Annotated in this window: 15 protein-coding genes; 11 read left to right on the top strand and 4 right to left on the bottom strand. The window is 43.0% G+C overall.

The features are described 5' to 3' along the window. On the top strand, positions 1 to 97 hold a 97-nt coding region (locus EYW48_RS05310; RefSeq protein ID WP_130200936.1), incomplete at its 5' end, for an IS3 family transposase. A gap of 56 nt (positions 98 to 153) precedes the next feature. On the opposite strand, the gene EYW48_RS05305 is transcribed toward EYW48_RS05310, so the two are convergent. After that, positions 154 to 2,112 (bottom strand): methyl-accepting chemotaxis protein, encoded by a 1,959-nt coding sequence (locus tag EYW48_RS05305; protein WP_261927408.1) that lies wholly within the window; start codon positions 2,110 to 2,112, stop codon positions 154 to 156. Positions 2,113 to 2,334: 222 nt separating this feature from the next. Here EYW48_RS05305 and EYW48_RS05300 point away from each other — a divergent pair, with 222 nt between their 5' ends. The 9 genes from EYW48_RS05300 to purT all read left to right on the top strand — a co-directional run bounded on the left by EYW48_RS05300 (position 2,335) and on the right by purT (position 12,224). Next, positions 2,335 to 3,018, top strand: coding sequence for an NAD(P)H-binding protein (locus EYW48_RS05300; RefSeq protein WP_277431972.1), 684 nt, complete (start codon positions 2,335 to 2,337; stop codon positions 3,016 to 3,018). A gap of 220 nt (positions 3,019 to 3,238) precedes the next feature. After that, positions 3,239 to 4,606: an L-cystine transporter gene (locus EYW48_RS05295; protein ID WP_171979627.1), complete on the top strand. Its 1,368-nt coding sequence runs from the start codon at positions 3,239 to 3,241 to the stop codon at positions 4,604 to 4,606. A gap of 154 nt (positions 4,607 to 4,760) precedes the next feature. Beyond that, positions 4,761 to 6,185: an exodeoxyribonuclease I gene (sbcB, locus tag EYW48_RS05290; RefSeq protein WP_277431971.1), complete on the top strand. Its 1,425-nt coding sequence runs from the start codon at positions 4,761 to 4,763 to the stop codon at positions 6,183 to 6,185. A 135-nt stretch (positions 6,186 to 6,320) separates the two neighbouring features. Further along, positions 6,321 to 6,686 carry a CidA/LrgA family protein gene (locus tag EYW48_RS05285; RefSeq protein ID WP_053309370.1) on the top strand — a complete coding sequence of 122 codons (366 nt, stop codon included), beginning with the start codon at positions 6,321 to 6,323 and terminating at the stop codon, positions 6,684 to 6,686. Next, positions 6,686 to 7,366 carry an LrgB family protein gene (locus EYW48_RS05280; RefSeq protein WP_053309369.1) on the top strand — a complete coding sequence of 227 codons (681 nt, stop codon included), beginning with the start codon at positions 6,686 to 6,688 and terminating at the stop codon, positions 7,364 to 7,366. Before EYW48_RS05285 ends, EYW48_RS05280 begins: the two co-directional genes overlap by 1 nt. A gap of 209 nt (positions 7,367 to 7,575) precedes the next feature. Further along, positions 7,576 to 8,463, top strand: a complete 888-nt coding sequence (cdd, locus tag EYW48_RS05275; protein ID WP_053309368.1) for a cytidine deaminase — start codon at positions 7,576 to 7,578, stop codon at positions 8,461 to 8,463. Between the two features lie 172 nt (positions 8,464 to 8,635). Further along, complete coding sequence (locus EYW48_RS05270; protein WP_176245723.1) at positions 8,636 to 9,511, top strand: AEC family transporter; 876 nt, start codon at positions 8,636 to 8,638, stop codon at positions 9,509 to 9,511. Positions 9,512 to 9,629: 118 nt separating this feature from the next. Beyond that, positions 9,630 to 10,943 carry a ferric reductase-like transmembrane domain-containing protein gene (locus EYW48_RS05265; protein ID WP_171979623.1) on the top strand — a complete coding sequence of 438 codons (1,314 nt, stop codon included), beginning with the start codon at positions 9,630 to 9,632 and terminating at the stop codon, positions 10,941 to 10,943. Between the two features lie 105 nt (positions 10,944 to 11,048). After that, positions 11,049 to 12,224: a formate-dependent phosphoribosylglycinamide formyltransferase gene (gene purT, locus EYW48_RS05260; protein ID WP_277431970.1), complete on the top strand. Its 1,176-nt coding sequence runs from the start codon at positions 11,049 to 11,051 to the stop codon at positions 12,222 to 12,224. 51 nt (positions 12,225 to 12,275) lie between these two features. Here purT and EYW48_RS05255 read toward each other — a convergent pair whose 3' ends face one another. After that, positions 12,276 to 12,926, bottom strand: coding sequence for a thiopurine S-methyltransferase (locus EYW48_RS05255; RefSeq protein WP_176245720.1), 651 nt, complete (start codon positions 12,924 to 12,926; stop codon positions 12,276 to 12,278). Between the two features lie 350 nt (positions 12,927 to 13,276). Between EYW48_RS05255 and EYW48_RS05250 the strand changes: the two genes are divergently transcribed. Beyond that, entirely contained in the window at positions 13,277 to 14,053 is a 777-nt protein-coding gene (locus tag EYW48_RS05250) for a phosphoribosylglycinamide formyltransferase (protein WP_176245719.1), read from the top strand. Positions 14,054 to 14,109: 56 nt separating this feature from the next. On the opposite strand, the gene ihfA is transcribed toward EYW48_RS05250, so the two are convergent. Next, positions 14,110 to 14,406, bottom strand: coding sequence for an integration host factor subunit alpha (gene ihfA, locus EYW48_RS05245; protein ID WP_053309362.1), 297 nt, complete (start codon positions 14,404 to 14,406; stop codon positions 14,110 to 14,112). 420 nt (positions 14,407 to 14,826) lie between these two features. After that, a complete protein-coding gene (gene pheT, locus EYW48_RS05240) occupies positions 14,827 to 17,214 on the bottom strand; it encodes a phenylalanine--tRNA ligase subunit beta (RefSeq protein WP_277431969.1) in 2,388 nt (795 codons plus the stop codon). Positions 17,215 to 17,221: the final 7 nt, after the last annotated feature.

Genomic DNA, 17,221 nt, shown 5'->3' with positions numbered 1-17,221 from the left:
CTTCGAGTACATAGAGGTTGATTATAATCGGACGAGAAGGCACAGTGCTCTTGGGTATCTAAGCCCTGTTAACTTTGAACAGCAAAATGTCGCTTAATGTGGTGTCCAGTCTTGCTGGAGCAGATCAGTCTTTTGTTGTTCTAACACCATTTATTAGTGGGTTTTGAACTTACTCACCAAATTATTTAAATCAACCGCTGAACTCGCAAGGCTTTGTGAGTTCAACTGAGCTCTGCTAGATACATCATCAACTTTTTGTGTATCTTCATGCACTTGCTGAATATTGCGATTAATTTCTTCAGCAACAAGGTGTTGCTCTTCTGCTGCGGTTGCAATTTGCGTATTCATGTCATGGATTGCTGATACTGATTGATAAATACCACTGAAACTCTCATTAACTGATTCCGTGGTTATCACTGTTTTTTGTGATGCATTTAAGCTAATTGTCATTTGTTCTGCTACCTCTTTAGTCCTATTTTGCAGACGAACAACTAAACCGTTTATCTCTTCAGTTGAATCCTGTGTGCGTTTAGCAAGAGCACGAACCTCATCAGCCACCACCGCAAACCCTCTCCCTTGATCACCAGCACGAGCGGCCTCTATCGCTGCATTTAATGCTAGCAGGTTAGTTTGTTCGGCAATGCCGCGAATAGTATCTAAGATCACGGTGATACCTTGGCTATCACCCTCGAGCTCTTCAATCGTTATTGAAGATGCTGAAATATAATCGGCTAATTGATTCACGCTAGAGACAGCGGTATGAATATTTTGTTGGCCTTCACTAACCAATTGCTGACTATCATTAGCGGCTTGTGCCGCCGAACTACAGAGTGTTGCTACTTCATTGGCCGTTGCAACCATCTCATTAAATGCCGTTGATACCATTTCAACAGCTTGATTTTGGCGTTGAGAAACTGCCAATAAATCTTCAGAAATCGTCGCTGCTCTTTGCGCCGATTCTCCCATTTGTTCTCCAGCTTGCCCTATTTGCTGTACAAGTTGTCGAATTGCTTTCAAAAAAGCATTGAAATAGCCAGCTAATTGGCCAGTTTCATCATTCGAACGAATTGCCAGTTCTTTAGTCAAATCTCCCTCACCTTCAGCAATCTCTTGTAACCCCTTTGAAACCAAACTAAGTGGTTTAGCTATCAATCCGGCTAAGAAAAGAGCACCAATAATAAAAATTACAGCCAAAACAAAAACAATCGCTAGAATGTATTTGATTAAGTTATTGCTTTCTGCCATGACCTCTTCGGCGGTGATAAGACCGACAAATTTCCAGCCTAATTTTTCAGAAGGTAAAACATTTGCCATATATTCGACACCATCAATCTGAACATCAATAAACCCTGAAGAGGTTTGGCCTATGGTTTTATACGCTGATGCTAAAGAATTAAGTGCTTTAAAATTATTGTTGGGGTTTTTAGCATCAACCAGCACATTACCACTATCTTCTACCATCATGATGTAACCGGTCTCACCTAGCTTTATCTCCTTGACAATATCGGTAAGCGTTTTTAGCGATACATCAATTGCAACTACGCCAGCATTTTGAGTTGTACTTGTATTGAAAGAAAGCACGTTACTGACAATTGTTGCATCATCAGGCTCCCAGTAATAAGCTTGAGTGCGTTTTATCTCTCCTGGATTGGACATCGCGGTTTTGTACCATGGACGAACACGAGGGTCGTAGTTGTTTGATGCTTTACCTGTTGGCCATTGTATGTATCCCCCCTCTCTCGTCCCCATATAAACGTAAGCGTAGCCCTTATGTGACTTACCCATGAGATCGAGCTGTTGATAAATTCCACGCTCCACTATGCCATTTTGATCTGGTGTCATCGTTACTGATTGTTTATCAATATATTGGGTAATGGAACTGTCCACTTTTTGTAATGAAGGCGAGTTTGCTAACATTTTTACATTTTGCTCAATACCCGAAAAATAGATGGCGATGGCGTTATCAACCTGGCTCATTTCCCCATGACTTCGTTCAATAAAATCACCAACAGCTTGCGCACGTAAGTTCATCACCATTACTGTTGAAACAATCGCAACAGGGATAATAGTCGCAGAGACCAATCCGAGCAGAAGTTTGGATTTAATTTTCATCGTTGGTACACCTTATCCCTGTGTTTTGTTGAGGCTTATTTTACCCCTCCATATTAATAAGTTAGTTAATAAATGTGAGTATGCAATGTTACTTAAGCACTAATTCTAAAATAATAGTACTGCTATACTGAGATACCATCGGCTAAACCCCCTAACAGAAATACACGCAAGTAATCTGTATTGACATACAATAACGATAAGTAGAAAAAAATAGAGGCAACGATGGATAAGCGAAGTATGGCTGTGATCATGGCTGGTGCGTCAGGTCTGGTTGGACAGCACGTGCTAGAAATGATGCTAAAGGAACAAGCCGTCTCTCGTATCTATTCGCTGGTACGAAAAAGCTCTGGAATTAAACACAAGAAACTGCACGAGTTTATTCAAGCTGATTTACAAATCACTCATTGGGATGAAGAAAATATCAGCCCCGAGCTTGGTGTTATTACTTTAGGCACTACATTAAAACAAGCAGGCTCAAAAAAGGGGTTAGAAAAAATAGACTACGAATTAGTATGCCAAGTCGCGCAAACTATGAAAACACTTGGCGTAAAGCGTTTAGCGGTGGTTTCAAGCCTTGGGGCCAAAGTACGATCATCATCTCATTACTTAAGATGTAAAGGACGTATGGAAGAAGCTATACGTCGCATGGGTTTTGAACAAATAACCTTTGTTAGGCCTGGACCACTGGTTGGCAAAAGAGCTATTGAACGTACCGATGAAAAATGGACACAGCGTATCCTTTGCTTGATGAAACCACTATTGGTCGGACGGATGAGAAACCTAATTCCGATCTCAGCTCAAGATGTAGCGCGAAGCCTTTTATATAGCCTTTTTCAACAGCAAGTTCGCCATATTGAAGTTCTACATTCTTCCGAGATGTTAACACTGCTTAACAAATACCGATAAATAAGTCAGATTTCAACCAAAGTGCATTAAAATCAATCAAAACAAAGGTATTGATAACCTTTTGTTCTAAATAATATTTATTTCATATTTTCATTCACGCTATTTGTCCGATATGTTCACCCTCAATTACTCTTTCTTTTATAAAACCCAAAGTCGGTGAAGTTGTTTTAAAAATGCAACGTTATCGCACTGGGTACCCCAGTTTTTAAGGATGTCTCACATGTCAGTTGCAGTTATCGCCTCATTAGCGGTATTTGTTGGCATTCTGTTTTTTCTATTCGGACAACAGAAAAAAGCCCACACTCTTTCTCGCCTAGTGCTCCTCGGTTTAATCTTTGGTAGTGCCTTTGGTCTCGCTTTACAGCTCGTTTTTGGTGAAGGTAACCCTATCATCAAAGAAACATTAAGCTGGGTAAATGTTGTTGGTAACGGTTACGTTGGGCTACTAAAAATGGTCATCATGCCGTTGGTCTTAGTTTCCATGATCGCCGCGGTGGTGAAATTAGATAAAGGTGGCTCACTGGGTAAAATCTCGGGACTGACAATTTCTATCCTCCTGTTCACAACTGCAATCTCTGCGTTGATTGGTGTTGCTGTCACACAAACTTTTGGCCTCACCGCCGAAGGTTTGGTTGAAGGTGCACGAGAAACCGCGCGCATTGCGGTATTGGAAAGTCGAGTTTCAACGGTGAGTGATCTCACCATTCCTCAAATGCTATTGAGCTTTATTCCAACTAATCCTTTTGCTGATTTAACAGGGTCTCGTTCGACCTCTATCATTGCCGTGGTGATTTTTGGTGTGCTAACCGGTGTTGCAGCACGAAAAGTGATGCAAGAAAAAGAGGAGCTCGCGTCTCCGATTCGCACTTTTGTTGAAGCGGCGCAATCAATTGTGATGCGTCTAGTAAAAATGGTTATGGCGCTGACCCCTTATGGTATTGCCGCTTTAATGGCGAAGGTTGTTGCAACATCAAGCGCTGGTGACATTCTGAACTTACTCGGCTTTATCGTCGCATCTTACGTCGCAATTGCACTTATGTTTGTCGTACATGGCATATTAGTGTCGTTTGTCGGTGTAAACCCAAAAGAGTATTTCCAAAAAATTTGGCCAGTACTGACTTTCGCGTTTACTTCACGCAGCTCTGCGGCCACCATTCCTTTGAACGTAGAAGCTCAGATCACTAAACTTAATGTTCCACCAGCAATAGCAAATCTCTCCGCTTCTTTTGGTGCGACAATTGGCCAAAACGGTTGTGCGGGGATTTACCCTGCAATGCTAGCGGTAATGGTTGCGCCGACGGTTGGTATTAACCCAATGGACATCCACTTTATTTTGTCTCTTGTTGGTATTATTGCGATTAGTTCGTTTGGCATTGCCGGTGTGGGTGGCGGCGCAACCTTTGCGGCGCTTATCGTACTACCTGCCATGGGTTTACCTGTAACAATTGCCGCTTTGCTTATCTCGATCGAACCACTGATCGACATGGCTCGTACCGCATTGAATGTCTCAGGGGCGATGACTGCGGGGACAATTACTAGCCGTCTGCTTGGTGATAAAAGACCACAAGTACAACAGCAGCAAGCGTAAGCGCTTACTGTTGATTACTCGTGAACAACCGATGCCTATGCATCGGTTTTTTCTTTTTCGCTGATGATTACAGATCCATATCGCTTCACACATTGCTATGTAAGACGGGCAATGGTCTAATAAACCTAACCTTTCAGCAACTGGATACTATTGAATGCGACAAGAGCACACGCCTACTTTCTTCTTTTTTGATTATGAAACTTGGGGAGTAAGCCCAGCAAAGGATCGCCCTAGCCAATTTGCTGGTGTTCGCACCGACATGGATTTCAATATTATTGGCGAGCCGTTGGTTATCTATTGCCAACTTCCTGCTGATTACCTCCCCTCTCCAGAAGCGGCGCTTATTACTGGTATTACCCCACAAAAAGCGATGAGTCATGGTATTAGCGAGCCAGAATTTATAGCTAAAATACACGCTGAGCTATCAACCCCTAATACCACCAGCCTTGGCTATAACAGCATTCGATTTGACGACGAAGTCACACGCTACACTTGCTACCGAAATTTTATTGATCCGTATGCATGGAGCTGGCAAAAAGGCAATTCACGTTGGGATTTACTTGATGTTATGCGTGCATGCCATGCATTACGTCCAGAGGGTATCAACTGGCCAGAAAATGAAGATGGGTTCACCAGTTTTAAATTAGAGCATTTATCTGTCGCTAACGGTATCGAACACGCGAATGCTCATGATGCAATGGCCGATGTTATCGCTACTATCGAACTTGCAAAAAAAGTCAAAGCCGCGCAGCCTAAGTTGTTTGATTACTTTTTCAATATGCGCCACAAACGTAAACTCAATGACCTCGTTGATATAGTCAACATGACGCCACTGATGCACGTTTCTGGCATGCTCGGCCGTGAATGCCAATACACCAGTTGGATCGTACCAATCGCCTGGCACCCCACTAACCAAAACGCGGTGATTGTGGTTGATCTTGCGAAAAACCCGCAACCATTGATAGACCTAAACGTCAAAGAGTTACAGCAACGCTTATACACAAAACGAGACGATCTTGCACCGGATGAGCTGCCCGTACCAATCAAGCTGGTGCACCTTAATAAATGCCCCATTTTAGCACCGGCCAAAACGTTAACCGCGGAAAATGCAGAAAAGATAGGGATTGATCGAACGGTATGTTTGCAAAACTTAGCCGTGATTAAACAACACCCTGAAATCCGAGAAAAACTGGTTGGCCTTTACAGTATCGAGCGAGAGTATCCGGCCAATGATGATGTCGATAGCCAGCTGTATGACGGATTCTTTTCGCCTTCGGATAAAGCCGCTATGGATATTATCCGTGAGACCGACCCGGTAAATTTATCTGCTTTAGAGATTAGCTTTAGTGATAAACGGATTGAGCCCCTACTATTTCGTTATCGCGCGCGCAACTACCCTTTGACACTGAGCGATGAAGAACAACAGCGTTGGGCTGCATATTGCCGTGAATATTTTGAAAATCGTATTGAAGAATATAGCCTCAATTTGGAAAACTTAGTTCATACCTATGAGAGTGACGAAAAGAAAATCGCTATTTTAAAATCCGTTTACCATTACGTGGAAACTATTACCCGTTGAAAATATGACTAGCTGGCAGTAAGACGATTTAACTATTTAGGCAACAGCATGCGAAGCGGTTGCCTAGCTCATTCAGTCTTACCTTGTTAACCAACAGCACTCAACGTTTCTGACTTAGACACGGCACAATTTTTTATGTTGAATACATTCGCAAAATACATTGTCTCATTAGGCCTAATTCTACTTTGCCTACTAGCGGGCATTAACCTACAAACTTGGCTTGGTATCTCTATTCCAGGCAGCATCATTGGTATGCTGATCCTATTTGCACTAATGGCCAGTGGATTGGTCCCTGTAGAGTGGGTTAAACCAAGTGCTAGCCTGTTTATTCGTTACATGATTTTGCTTTTTGTTCCGATAAGCGTTGGCTTAATGGAGCATTTTGAGATACTCATTAACAATGCGTTACCGATACTTGCTAGTGCCGTTGGTGGCACATTAATTGTGCTTGTTTCTCTTGGCTGGCTGCTGGATCGTTTTTTGAAAAAGGGGAATAAGTAATGTGGCTGCTAGTAACTATCTTGGTGTTTTTTTTCACGCGCTGGCTTAGCAAAAAATGCAAAACACCACTGATGAACCCTTTATTAATCAGCCTTGTAATCATTATTCCTATTTTGCTGTTTTTTAAAGTCCCTTTTGAAACCTACTATGCAGATAATCAATGGTTAAGTTTGCTATTGCAACCTGCCGTGGTAGCCCTTGCTTATCCTTTGTATGAACAACTGCCACAAATACGTTTGAACTGGCGCATCATTACATTGGCCTGTGGTGTAGGCAGTGTTATGTCGATGCTGACCGCCAGTATGATCGCTGTGTATATGCAAGCCGATATTCAGTTAATCGCCAGTTTGCTGGGTAAATCCGTAACTACACCGATCGCAATGGAAGTGTCGAGTAACTTAGGAGGAGAACCTGCGGTTGCCGCCATTTTGGTGGTTATAGTTGGATTATTTGGAGCGATTCTCGCCTACCCTATCTATAACCTGTTAGGTATTACGCACCCGATCGCTAAAGGATTAACAATGGGAACCGTATCGCACGCCTTGGGTACCGCCACCTGTGCTGAGAAAGATCCTCGTGATGCCGCTTTCAGCTCTCTGGCTTTAGTCGTGTGCGGTGTCATTACATCGGTTTTAGCGCCAAGCTTTTTTGCCTTTTCAGTGTGGTTAGCAAGCCTATAATCATTACAATAACCGATAGATTACAAACAAACATTGACAGGAAGTATTTGACATCTTTCACTTAATCTCAGGCTGCAATCGATATCATGTGTGACCTCACTCTAATTATGAAAAATGAAATATCGTTACATTTATCAATGTGATCACAATCACGGAGAATTTTCATTTGTCACCTAGAATAGACTTCAATACATTGATAAGGATTCACTATGAAAAGCCGTATTGAACAAGCACTAGCTGATACACCAAAACCGATTGCAGAGTTTTTGGCCGCTATTATGCTGTCAGATGACTTTGATGCAACTCTATCACCAGAACAGTTTGAGCAGTTGCTTGCAATATCTGGATTAGAAGACTCGGAATTACGCCTCGCCTTGCTGCCTTTCGCTGCAGCTTATGCTTATGTGCCACTTTCTAACTTCTATGTGGGAGCAATTGTAAGAGGCTTATCCGGTCGCTTATATTTTGGTGCCAATATGGAGTTTTCCGGCGCACAGTTAGGCCAAACCGTTCATGCGGAACAGTGCGCAATCAGCCACGCTTGGATGAAAGGTGAACAAGGTATAACTGATGTCACCGTGAATTTCAGCCCATGTGGTCACTGCCGTCAATTTATGAATGAGCTAACCACCGCTAAATCACTGACCATCCAATTGCCAGAACGTGACGAAAAATCTCTCGATGAATACTTACCTGATTCCTTCGGACCTTCTGATCTTGGTATCGAATCAGGCCTGATGGCGAGTGCAGATCATGGCAAAATGACCAGTGAGGGTGATCAATTAATACTGGCCGCGCTAACAGGTCTAAACCGCAGCTATGCTCCTTACACAAAGAACCTAAGCGGTGTTGCCTTACGAGTCGAAAGTGGCAAAACCTTTATTGGCTCTTATGCTGAAAACGCGGCTTTCAATCCGAGCCTACCACCACTACAAGTTGCCTTGACACAGTTAATGATGAGCGGTGAGAGTTTTGACCAAATTACTTCCGCGGCACTAGTAGAAATGGCCGAGGGAAATATTAGTCACCTCGCAGATACACAATCAACTCTCGAAGTGATTAACCCTGACATTCCCGTTTCCTACCTGATGGTTTAACCACATCATAGTGGCATAAAAAATCCTCGAGCAATCGGGGATTTTTTATTGGCGGAAAAACAACAAGCGATACTCATACCATTTAATAAAAATCCCTTCAAAACCATGACGGCATTGTGAAAGGCTGTTAATTTAGCGTAAGGGTTTCATTTAAAGATCAACGGATTGATTTATGTTTGAGCAAGTGGTTAATATTCTTTTCCCGGTCATAGCCTTAGTGGGCGTAGGGTTCATGATAGGTCGTTGGCAAAAACCAGATTTTCGCCCCATTAATCGCATCAATATGGACGCTTTCGTTCCGGCTCTTGTTTTTTCATCTCTAGCAACCATGCCACTCGACACTCAGCAACTTCCCTTGATTGTAGCTTCTTTAGTGGCCGTTTTGATCCCCGCTCTTTTGATGATTCCCATTTGTTTGATGATGAAAATTAACTATAAGGCGTGGGCTCCATTACACATGTTTCGCAATAGCGGTAATTTAGCGATTCCGCTTTTCACCTATACATTCGGCGAGTCTGCATTAGGGTCAGCCGTCTTATTATTTGTGGTTTCAGCATGTCTACATATTAGCCTTGGCCTAGCACTTCTTAGTAAAGGCAATCCATTTAAGCAGATCATTTCTACGCCGTTATTCATCGCTGCCGCTATTGCTATGACATTGAATGTATCGGGCATTACCGTTTGGAAACCTCTTTATGAAGCGACATCATTACTGGGGCAAGCCGCGGTTCCCGTGATGTTAATTTCTCTCGGTTCTCAGATGATCAATTTGAAATTATCAGGGTTCAAAGTCGGGGCGATTTCTAGCTTGTTATCTTTAGCCACTGGGGCAGTGAGTTTTCTGCTGATTTACTACTTCATTCCATTACCCACTATGCAGCTACAAATGATGGTTTTGTTCACCATGCTCCCCCCTGCCGTCATGAACTATCTGTTTGCAGAACGTTTTAATATTGAACCAACAAACGTCGCGTCAATGGTATTGTTTGGTAATTTCTTTTGCCTAATTACACTACCAATTCTACTCACTGTTGCCCTCTTGCTATAGTTTATCTTACTTATAGAACAAGCAAGAACCATTGAATGTAAAGATTGGTGAATTAGGTTCACAGAGCATCACCAGAGGTCTAAGATAATAACCATGTCAATTTTGTGGGTTATCAGTCATGAAAATGATCTTCTTGGTTTGCCTATTGCTTTGGTTGCCCTCAGTGGTGGTGACATGGGATAACACCGTAGACTTCTTCTACTGGCGACATCACTTTGTTATCTTGACTGGCTTCCTTGCTTTAGCCTATATGAGTGTTGCAATGCTGACCGCAATGCGCTTTTCGAAAGTGGAGCAATGGCTAGACGGGCTGGATAAAAGCTACGCGGTACATAAATCGCTCGGGATACATGCCACAATAGCTTTAACCTGCCATTGGCTACTTATGAAAATTCCCAAATGGCTAATATTATTGGGTTGGCTCGAACGACCGCACCGACAAAATCGTATCCACCAAATACAAGATGCTATTCCTTGGGCCGCACTAGCTAAAGATGTGGGAGAGTTCGCTTTCTACGCATTCGTTATTTTTGTTGGAATCAGTTTGTTTCAGGCGATCAGCTATCGCCATTTCAAATTCACACACAAACTTGGCGGTGTCATCTTCATGGCCGGAGCGTTCCACTCCATTGTCTTAATTGATATTAGTTCGGAAACGATGGGCATGAATATCGTCATTGTTAGCCTAGCGCTACTTGGTTCGGTTTGCGCCCTGATCTCCTTATCAGGACGCATCGGGCAAGCAAACAAAGTGACCGGGCAAGTTAGCCATGTTCAACCGATCTTAGATGAAAGCGGTCATGGTGATATTGTGCACTTTTCAATTCAGCTATCTAAACCTCTCTCTTACCAAGCTGGGCAGTTTGCTTATTTAAGTTTTGATGATAAAGAGCCACCTCACCCATTTTCCATTTTGTCTTACCAGAGGCATAACAATCACATTGAGTTTGCCGTAAAAGATCTTGGTGATTATACCCACCACTTAGTCACCTCTATCTTCGTGGGACAAAAGGTAACGGTTGAAGGTGGATATGGGAAATTCAACATACCCACTAGTCGTGAGCAAGTATGGGTTGGAGCTGGCATTGGTATCGTACCTTTTCTTGCTTGGTTACAAAGACTTAGCTCTACTCCCCATAATAATAGCCAGCACATCACACTCTATTACTGCCGTGAATCAGACCATCAACAATATTTTGTTGAATTACTCAATCGGCTGGTTCCAAAACTACCCAATGTGACGTTGCAAGTGTATACCGCCAGTCATAACCAACGTTTATGTGCCCAACGAATCGCAAACCAATTAGATTTACAACAAGGTGAAGTGAGTTTTTGTGGCCCAAAAATTTTTGGCCAAACGCTCAAAGAGCAGTTAATCAGCATGGGGTTAGATCGCTGTCATTTTCATAATGAACTCTTTAACATGCGCTAAAAACATTGATTGCAGCACAAAAGCAAACGTTTGCTTTTGTGCTGATTTTCAGTATCATTCTGGCTGTTTTCGCTATTACTTTTTGCATGAATGTAAGGATTCACTATGTTTGGTACTGCTACACGTGAAAATGCCACTCGCGTTTTACTGCTTGGTTCAGGAGAATTAGGTAAAGAAGTGGCGATTGAATGTCAACGTTTGGGTTTAGAAGTGATCGCATGTGATCGTTATGCCGACGCACCAGCGATGCAAATTGCACACCGTAGCCATGTAATAGATATGCTCGATGGTGATGCGTTACAAGCAATCATTGAACTAGAAAAACCAGACTACGTTGTACCAGAAATCGAAGCGATTGCCACCAGTAAACTTGTCGAATTGGAAGCGCAAGGCCTTAACGTTGTCCCTACAGCTAAAGCTACTCAACTGACGATGAACCGAGAAGGAATTCGTCGCCTTGCCGCAGAAACACTCTCCTTACCGACATCGCCTTACCAGTTTGCCGACAGTCACGACGATTTTATCGCAGCAGTAGAACAAGTTGGGATTCCATGCGTAGTAAAACCCGTCATGAGCTCGTCTGGTAAAGGACAAAGTGTGATCAAGTCTTCCGAGGATGTGGAAAAGGCATGGACTTACGCTCAAGAAGGCGGCCGAACAGGAGCTGGTAGAGTCATCATTGAAGGTTTTATCGATTTTGACTACGAAATTACGCTACTCACTGTGCGTGCCGTTGATGGTGTGCACTTTTGCGCCCCAATCGGACATCGCCAAGAAGACGGTGACTACCGCGAATCTTGGCAGCCTCAAGCGATGTCAGCTAATGCCATTAAAGCCGCAGAGTACGTAGCAGAACAAGTTGTGAATGAATTGGGCGGTTACGGTCTGTTTGGAGTAGAACTGTTCGTAAAGGGTGATAAAGTGATTTTTAATGAAGTCTCACCTCGCCCGCATGATACAGGAATGGTGACCTTAATTTCTCAGGACATGTCTGAATTTGCTTTGCACGTGCGAGCTTTTACCGGCATGCCAATCCACTCCATCACTCAATATGGTCCCAGCGCTTCAGCGGTAATTCTTGGACAAGGTTCATCAAACAATATTCGCTTTGATGGCATTGATGAAGCTCTTGCCATGCCGAAAACTCAAATTCGCTTGTTTGGTAAACCTGACATTGATGGCCGACGTCGACTCGGTGTGACCTTGACGCGTCGCTCTTGTATTGAAAGCGCAATTGAAGATGCGATTGATAGTGCCAAAAAAGTCAAAGTCATTTATTAACTTATATTGACCTCTAAGTAAAATAGGCAGATACCCTGCCTATTTTACTATTTAATTTGCTTCAATAAGCCATACGTCTTCAGCAAAACGAGTCAACCCTTGCTTATTGATTTTAGGGTGTGATTCATCAGCATCATCACGTGATAAATGGGTCACTGTATAACCCGAATACAACTGGCGTATTTCCTCTTCAGACACACTAAAAGGAGGGCCAGGCATTTCATCTTGCACATAATCCAAACTAACCAGCAAAATACGACCTTTGGGCTTTAAAAGTGATTTTAGCCTATTTGCATATTCAATTCGCATTTCTGGCGGTAAAGCAACCAAAGCTGCTCGATCATAGATGATATCAACCGCTTCCATAGGGGCTGTAAAATAATCACCTGAATAGATCGATAATTCATCAAACTGGTAAAGTTCATGCCAACTGTTAATGCGTGTCACTTGTGGTGTATAAAAATGTTCGGAAAAAAATGAACGAACCGCGATTTCACTCAGCTCTACACCTTGAACGGCATCGTGCTTGGAGGCTAACCAAATTAGATCTTCACTCTTTCCGCACAAAGGAACAAATACACTATCTTCTCGCTGCGGCTTAGTATACCCCCAAAACTCAATCAACAACGGGTTTACATCCTCTAAGTGGAAACCTATTTGGTTAGCAGCCCATTTGTTGTGCCAAAATTCAGGATCTTTCATCTTATTGCTTGCTCTCATCACTCATGTATACGTGCCGTTAAACGACGTAAGTTAACTAGCCTAACCTATCTATTGCGCATCTGGTAGCATCAAAACAAATTCATTCATGTTTGGTTAATCTTCACCCGATATACTTGGTTACAACTTGATGAGAACAAAACCACTGCCTCAACGTCAAACTACGTGAGCAACTTCAAAGTTAACAGTTTTACTGATTCATCAAGATTGAGTTTCACTGATTGAACCCAAGATAATCTTTAGATATCTCCGGTTCGTTACAGAATTCGGACTAGACGTTTTTAGGATCTTTTAAGTTTCCCTTTTGCCTAAACGTCCCGTAAGGAGAGTCAATGAGCTTATTTCTACGTACCACAGCATTGATGCTACTGGTATTAAGCCGTGCACCAGCGTTTGCTGCCGTTCCACTGATTCCGGAAAGTACTCCTGAAATCAACGAATCTCAACAAGATCAATTATCATCAAAACTCTTCAAACATAGCCTTAGCGGTCTCTACGGAATTCAATCGATCAACACTCAGCCCTTACAACCTTATAACGATTTTGAAGTACTCTATAGCAAAGCGCATCAAGCTCAGTTTGAACTTGAAACTCTATGTAAGAGTGCAGCGCTATTAACGTCAACTGAAGCATATTTCGCGGGTGTTAAATCAAGAGATCGAGCACTGACAAAAATTGAACATGAACTCGATGGACGCGCAGATAGGATTACCGATTTAGCTCGAGCAACCATTGTCGCTAACGACGTGCCTAGCCTAGTTGAAGCTTATGAAGTATTAAACCGTGAAGCGACGATTGTTAAAGTAAAAAATCGCTTTAAATCACCAGGCGCTTCTGGCTATCGCGATTTAAACTTGCTAATACAACTGCCTAAGACCAATGTCATTGCAGAGGTACAATTACACCTCAAAGCGATTGCCGATGTGAAAAATGGCCCAGAGCATGAGTTGTATGAAAAAATTCAACAATTTGAGCGTAATGCTGCCAGCGAACGCCGTGCGTTGAATGAATTTGAAATGGCGAAGATAAATCAGTTCAGACGTCAATCTATAGAGCTTTATCAAAATGCATGGCAACCCTATATAACCACTCATATTCAAGCAGCTTAAGACTCCACTTAAGATAAATGCAAAAAGACCACGCTAGGCGTGGTCTATTGCTCGGTCTATTTTTCGACTTTAATGTTCTCGACTCGGGCTTTCAATTTCTGCCCTGGGCGGAACGTTACGACACGTCGAGCGGAGATAGGAATATCCTCACCTGTTTTTGGGTTTCGACCCGGACGTTCATTCTTGTCTCGAAGGTCAAAATTACCAAAACCAGATAGTTTTACCTGTTCGCCACTTTCAAGCGCCTTGCGAATCTCTTCGAAAAACACTTCAACCGTTTCCTTGGCATCCCGTTTACTGTATCCAAGCTTTTCAAACAGGTTTTCAGCCAATTCGGCCTTTGTGAGCGCCATAAAACTTCCCTCAAAGCTATGTTAAACCTTGCTGCCTGTCAGCAGCACCAAAGCATTTTCGCTTAGCCAATCAACAACATATCGGCTCTACTTGAAAAGTGTATGCCAAGCTTCTGATTTTCGCCAACTTTTTTATTCTCAACAAAATTAATAATTTCATCAAAAAGACGCATATCATGGCTATATAGCTAGTGTTTGACATTAAAGATTTCAAAAAAGTACTGATAATTTAGTGGGTTATGTCGAATTTACAAACCAACACAGAATTTCACACTATGGATGACTATCAAAATTTTTTATGAAAAAATTTATTTTCTATAAAATCATAGACTTGTTGGCTGGAAAATTCATTGTTCAACGCAATAAAAAAAAGCAGGCTCTAGTGAGCCTGCTACCTATAGCTAATTTATTAACTAGTGATTAATCACGCAGTGCGGCACCATATTGCTCACCAACGGCAGAGACAATCGCATCTACCGCGTTGACAATATCGGCTTCTTCTAATGTGCGTTCAAGCGACTGAAGGCTAAGCGCAATAGCCAAGCTCTTCTTACCCTCTTCCACACCTTTGCCTACGTAAACGTCAAACAGTTTTGCATCTTTTAGCAGTTCACCACCTGCAGCGCGACATGCATTTACTATGTCACCGGATGCTACTGAATCATCGACAACCAATGCGATATCACGACGGTTAGATGGGAACTTAGAAAGCGAAACCGCTTCTGGAATTACTCGGCTGTCAATTGCAGACCACTCGATTTCAAATACAACCGTACGACCATTCAAACCGAATTTGCGTTCAAGTTCTGGATGCACAGTACCAATAACACCAATAACTTCACCATCAACAATAACCGCAGCAGATTGTCCAGGGTGTAACGCAGGGTGCTTAACTGCGGTAAAGCTGTATGCTTTACCATTAGCCGTTAGTTCTAGAATCGCCTCTAGGTCGCCTTTCAAGTCAAAAAAGTCAACCGTTGCCGTTTCCATATTCCAATGCTCTTCACCACGAGTGCCAGAGATAACACCCGCTAGCATCGGTTCTTGACGCATGCCATTTTCTGCCGTTGCTTCAGGAATAAAACGCAGGCCATATTCGAATAAACGAACACGTGGCTGCTGACGTTTTTGGTTATGAACAACGGTATTTAATAGACCTTGAATTAAACCTAGGCGCATTGCTGACATATCCGCAGAGATTGGATTTGGCAGAACCAATGGCTCAACACCAGGAACCACTAACTTTTGCTGTTCAGGTTCAACAAAGCTGTAAGTAATAGCTTCATGATAACCACGATCAACCAGAAGGTTACGAACGCGTTTAAGCGGTAAGTTAGCTTCTTTATGATCATTCATGCTCAATGCAGCAATAGGGGCTTGATTTGGGATGTTGTTGTAACCGTATATACGACCGACTTCTTCGACCAAGTCTTGCTCTATCGCAATATCGAAACGCCATGTCGGTGCGGTTGCACTCCAACCTTCATTAGTTACTTCTACCGACAAACCAAGGCGCTGTAGAATCTCTACAACATCAGCATCTGAGATAGAGTGGCCTAGTAAATTGTCTAACTTAGTACGACGTAATGTAACCGTATTTGGCGTTGGAAGGTCTGTTGCAGACTCTACAGCAACCACAGGCGCGACTTCACCACCACAGATTTCAACTAGAAGCTCCGTTGCGCGCTCCATTGCGCTTGCTTGTAGTGCATAGTCAACACCACGTTCAAAACGCATTGAAGAATCTGTATGTAAACCATAACTGCGCGCACGACCACGAATATGATCCGGAGCAAAGAATGCACACTCTAGCAATACATCTTTTGTTTCTGAACTAACGCCCGAACCTTCGCCACCAAAAATACCTGCAATCGCTAATGCTTTACTGTGGTCGGCAACTACGAGTGTATCGGCATTTAATTCAGCTTCTGTGCCATCAAGAAGCGTCAGCTTTTCACCTTGCTCAGCCAAACGAACGACAATACCACCATCGATCTTAGCCAGATCAAAAGCATGCATTGGTTGACCTTGTTCTAGCAAGACGTAGTTCGTAATATCCACGACAGGGTCGATAGAACGAATACCACAACGACGCAGTTTTTCTTGCATCCATAGTGGAGTTTGCGCTTGAACATTCACGTTCTTAACCACTCGGCCAAGATAACGTGGACACGCCGCTGGTGCCTGCACATCAATAGCGACAACATCATCAATAGATGGCGTAACACCTTTAGCCATTGGCTCTGTAACATCTGCACGGTTTAGAACGCCCACTTCACGCGCAAGACCACGAATACTGAAGCAGTCTGCACGGTTAGCGGTTAAATCTACGTCTACCGTTACATCATCGAGATTAAGGAATTCACGGAAATCGGTACCGATAACGGCATCTTCAGCCAATTCCATAATACCATCTGATTCAACGTCAATACCTAGCTCAGTAAATGAGCAAAGCATACCGTGAGAAGGTTGACCACGTAATTTTGCTTTTTTGATTTTGAAATCACCTGGCAGCACGGCGCCAACCGTAGCCACGGCAACTTTAATTCCTTGACGGCAGTTAGATGCACCACAAACGATGTCCAGTAGCTCTTCTTCGCCAACGTCAACTTTGGTGACGCGCAATTTGTCTGCGTCAGGGTGTTGAGCACACTCAACTACCTGGCCTACTTTTACGCCAGTGAATTCGCCAGCTACAGGTAGAACATCGTCTACTTCTAAGCCAGCCATTGTGATTTGGTGTGTTAACTCGTCAGTTGTAACCGCAGGGCTTACCCACTCACGAAGCCATGATTCGCTGAATTTCATTGTATCT

Origin of the sequence: Vibrio sp. 1180_3, assembly GCF_029478545.1 — a bacterium.
Classification (GTDB): domain Bacteria; phylum Pseudomonadota; class Gammaproteobacteria; order Enterobacterales; family Vibrionaceae; genus Vibrio; species Vibrio aestuarianus.
The sequence above is the reverse complement of the archived record's forward strand: the minus strand, read 5'-3'. Positions and strand labels throughout refer to the sequence as shown.

Excerpts from the sequence above, each read along its gene's own strand:
- EYW48_RS05305 (WP_261927408.1), bottom strand. The coding sequence starts at position 2,112 with ATGAAAATTAAATCCAAACTTCTGCTCGGATTGGTCTCTGCGACTATT.
- EYW48_RS05300 (WP_277431972.1), top strand. The coding sequence starts at position 2,335 with ATGGATAAGCGAAGTATGGCTGTGATCATGGCTGGTGCGTCAGGTCTG.
- EYW48_RS05295 (WP_171979627.1), top strand. The coding sequence starts at position 3,239 with ATGTCAGTTGCAGTTATCGCCTCATTAGCGGTATTTGTTGGCATTCTG.
- sbcB (WP_277431971.1), top strand. The coding sequence starts at position 4,761 with ATGCGACAAGAGCACACGCCTACTTTCTTCTTTTTTGATTATGAAACT.
- EYW48_RS05285 (WP_053309370.1), top strand. The coding sequence starts at position 6,321 with ATGTTGAATACATTCGCAAAATACATTGTCTCATTAGGCCTAATTCTA.
- EYW48_RS05280 (WP_053309369.1), top strand. The coding sequence starts at position 6,686 with ATGTGGCTGCTAGTAACTATCTTGGTGTTTTTTTTCACGCGCTGGCTT.
- cdd (WP_053309368.1), top strand. The coding sequence starts at position 7,576 with ATGAAAAGCCGTATTGAACAAGCACTAGCTGATACACCAAAACCGATT.
- EYW48_RS05270 (WP_176245723.1), top strand. The coding sequence starts at position 8,636 with ATGTTTGAGCAAGTGGTTAATATTCTTTTCCCGGTCATAGCCTTAGTG.
- EYW48_RS05265 (WP_171979623.1), top strand. The coding sequence starts at position 9,630 with ATGAAAATGATCTTCTTGGTTTGCCTATTGCTTTGGTTGCCCTCAGTG.
- purT (WP_277431970.1), top strand. The coding sequence starts at position 11,049 with ATGTTTGGTACTGCTACACGTGAAAATGCCACTCGCGTTTTACTGCTT.
- EYW48_RS05255 (WP_176245720.1), bottom strand. The coding sequence starts at position 12,926 with ATGAAAGATCCTGAATTTTGGCACAACAAATGGGCTGCTAACCAAATA.
- EYW48_RS05250 (WP_176245719.1), top strand. The coding sequence starts at position 13,277 with ATGAGCTTATTTCTACGTACCACAGCATTGATGCTACTGGTATTAAGC.
- ihfA (WP_053309362.1), bottom strand. The coding sequence starts at position 14,406 with ATGGCGCTCACAAAGGCCGAATTGGCTGAAAACCTGTTTGAAAAGCTT.
- pheT (WP_277431969.1), bottom strand. The coding sequence starts at position 17,214 with ATGAAATTCAGCGAATCATGGCTTCGTGAGTGGGTAAGCCCTGCGGTT.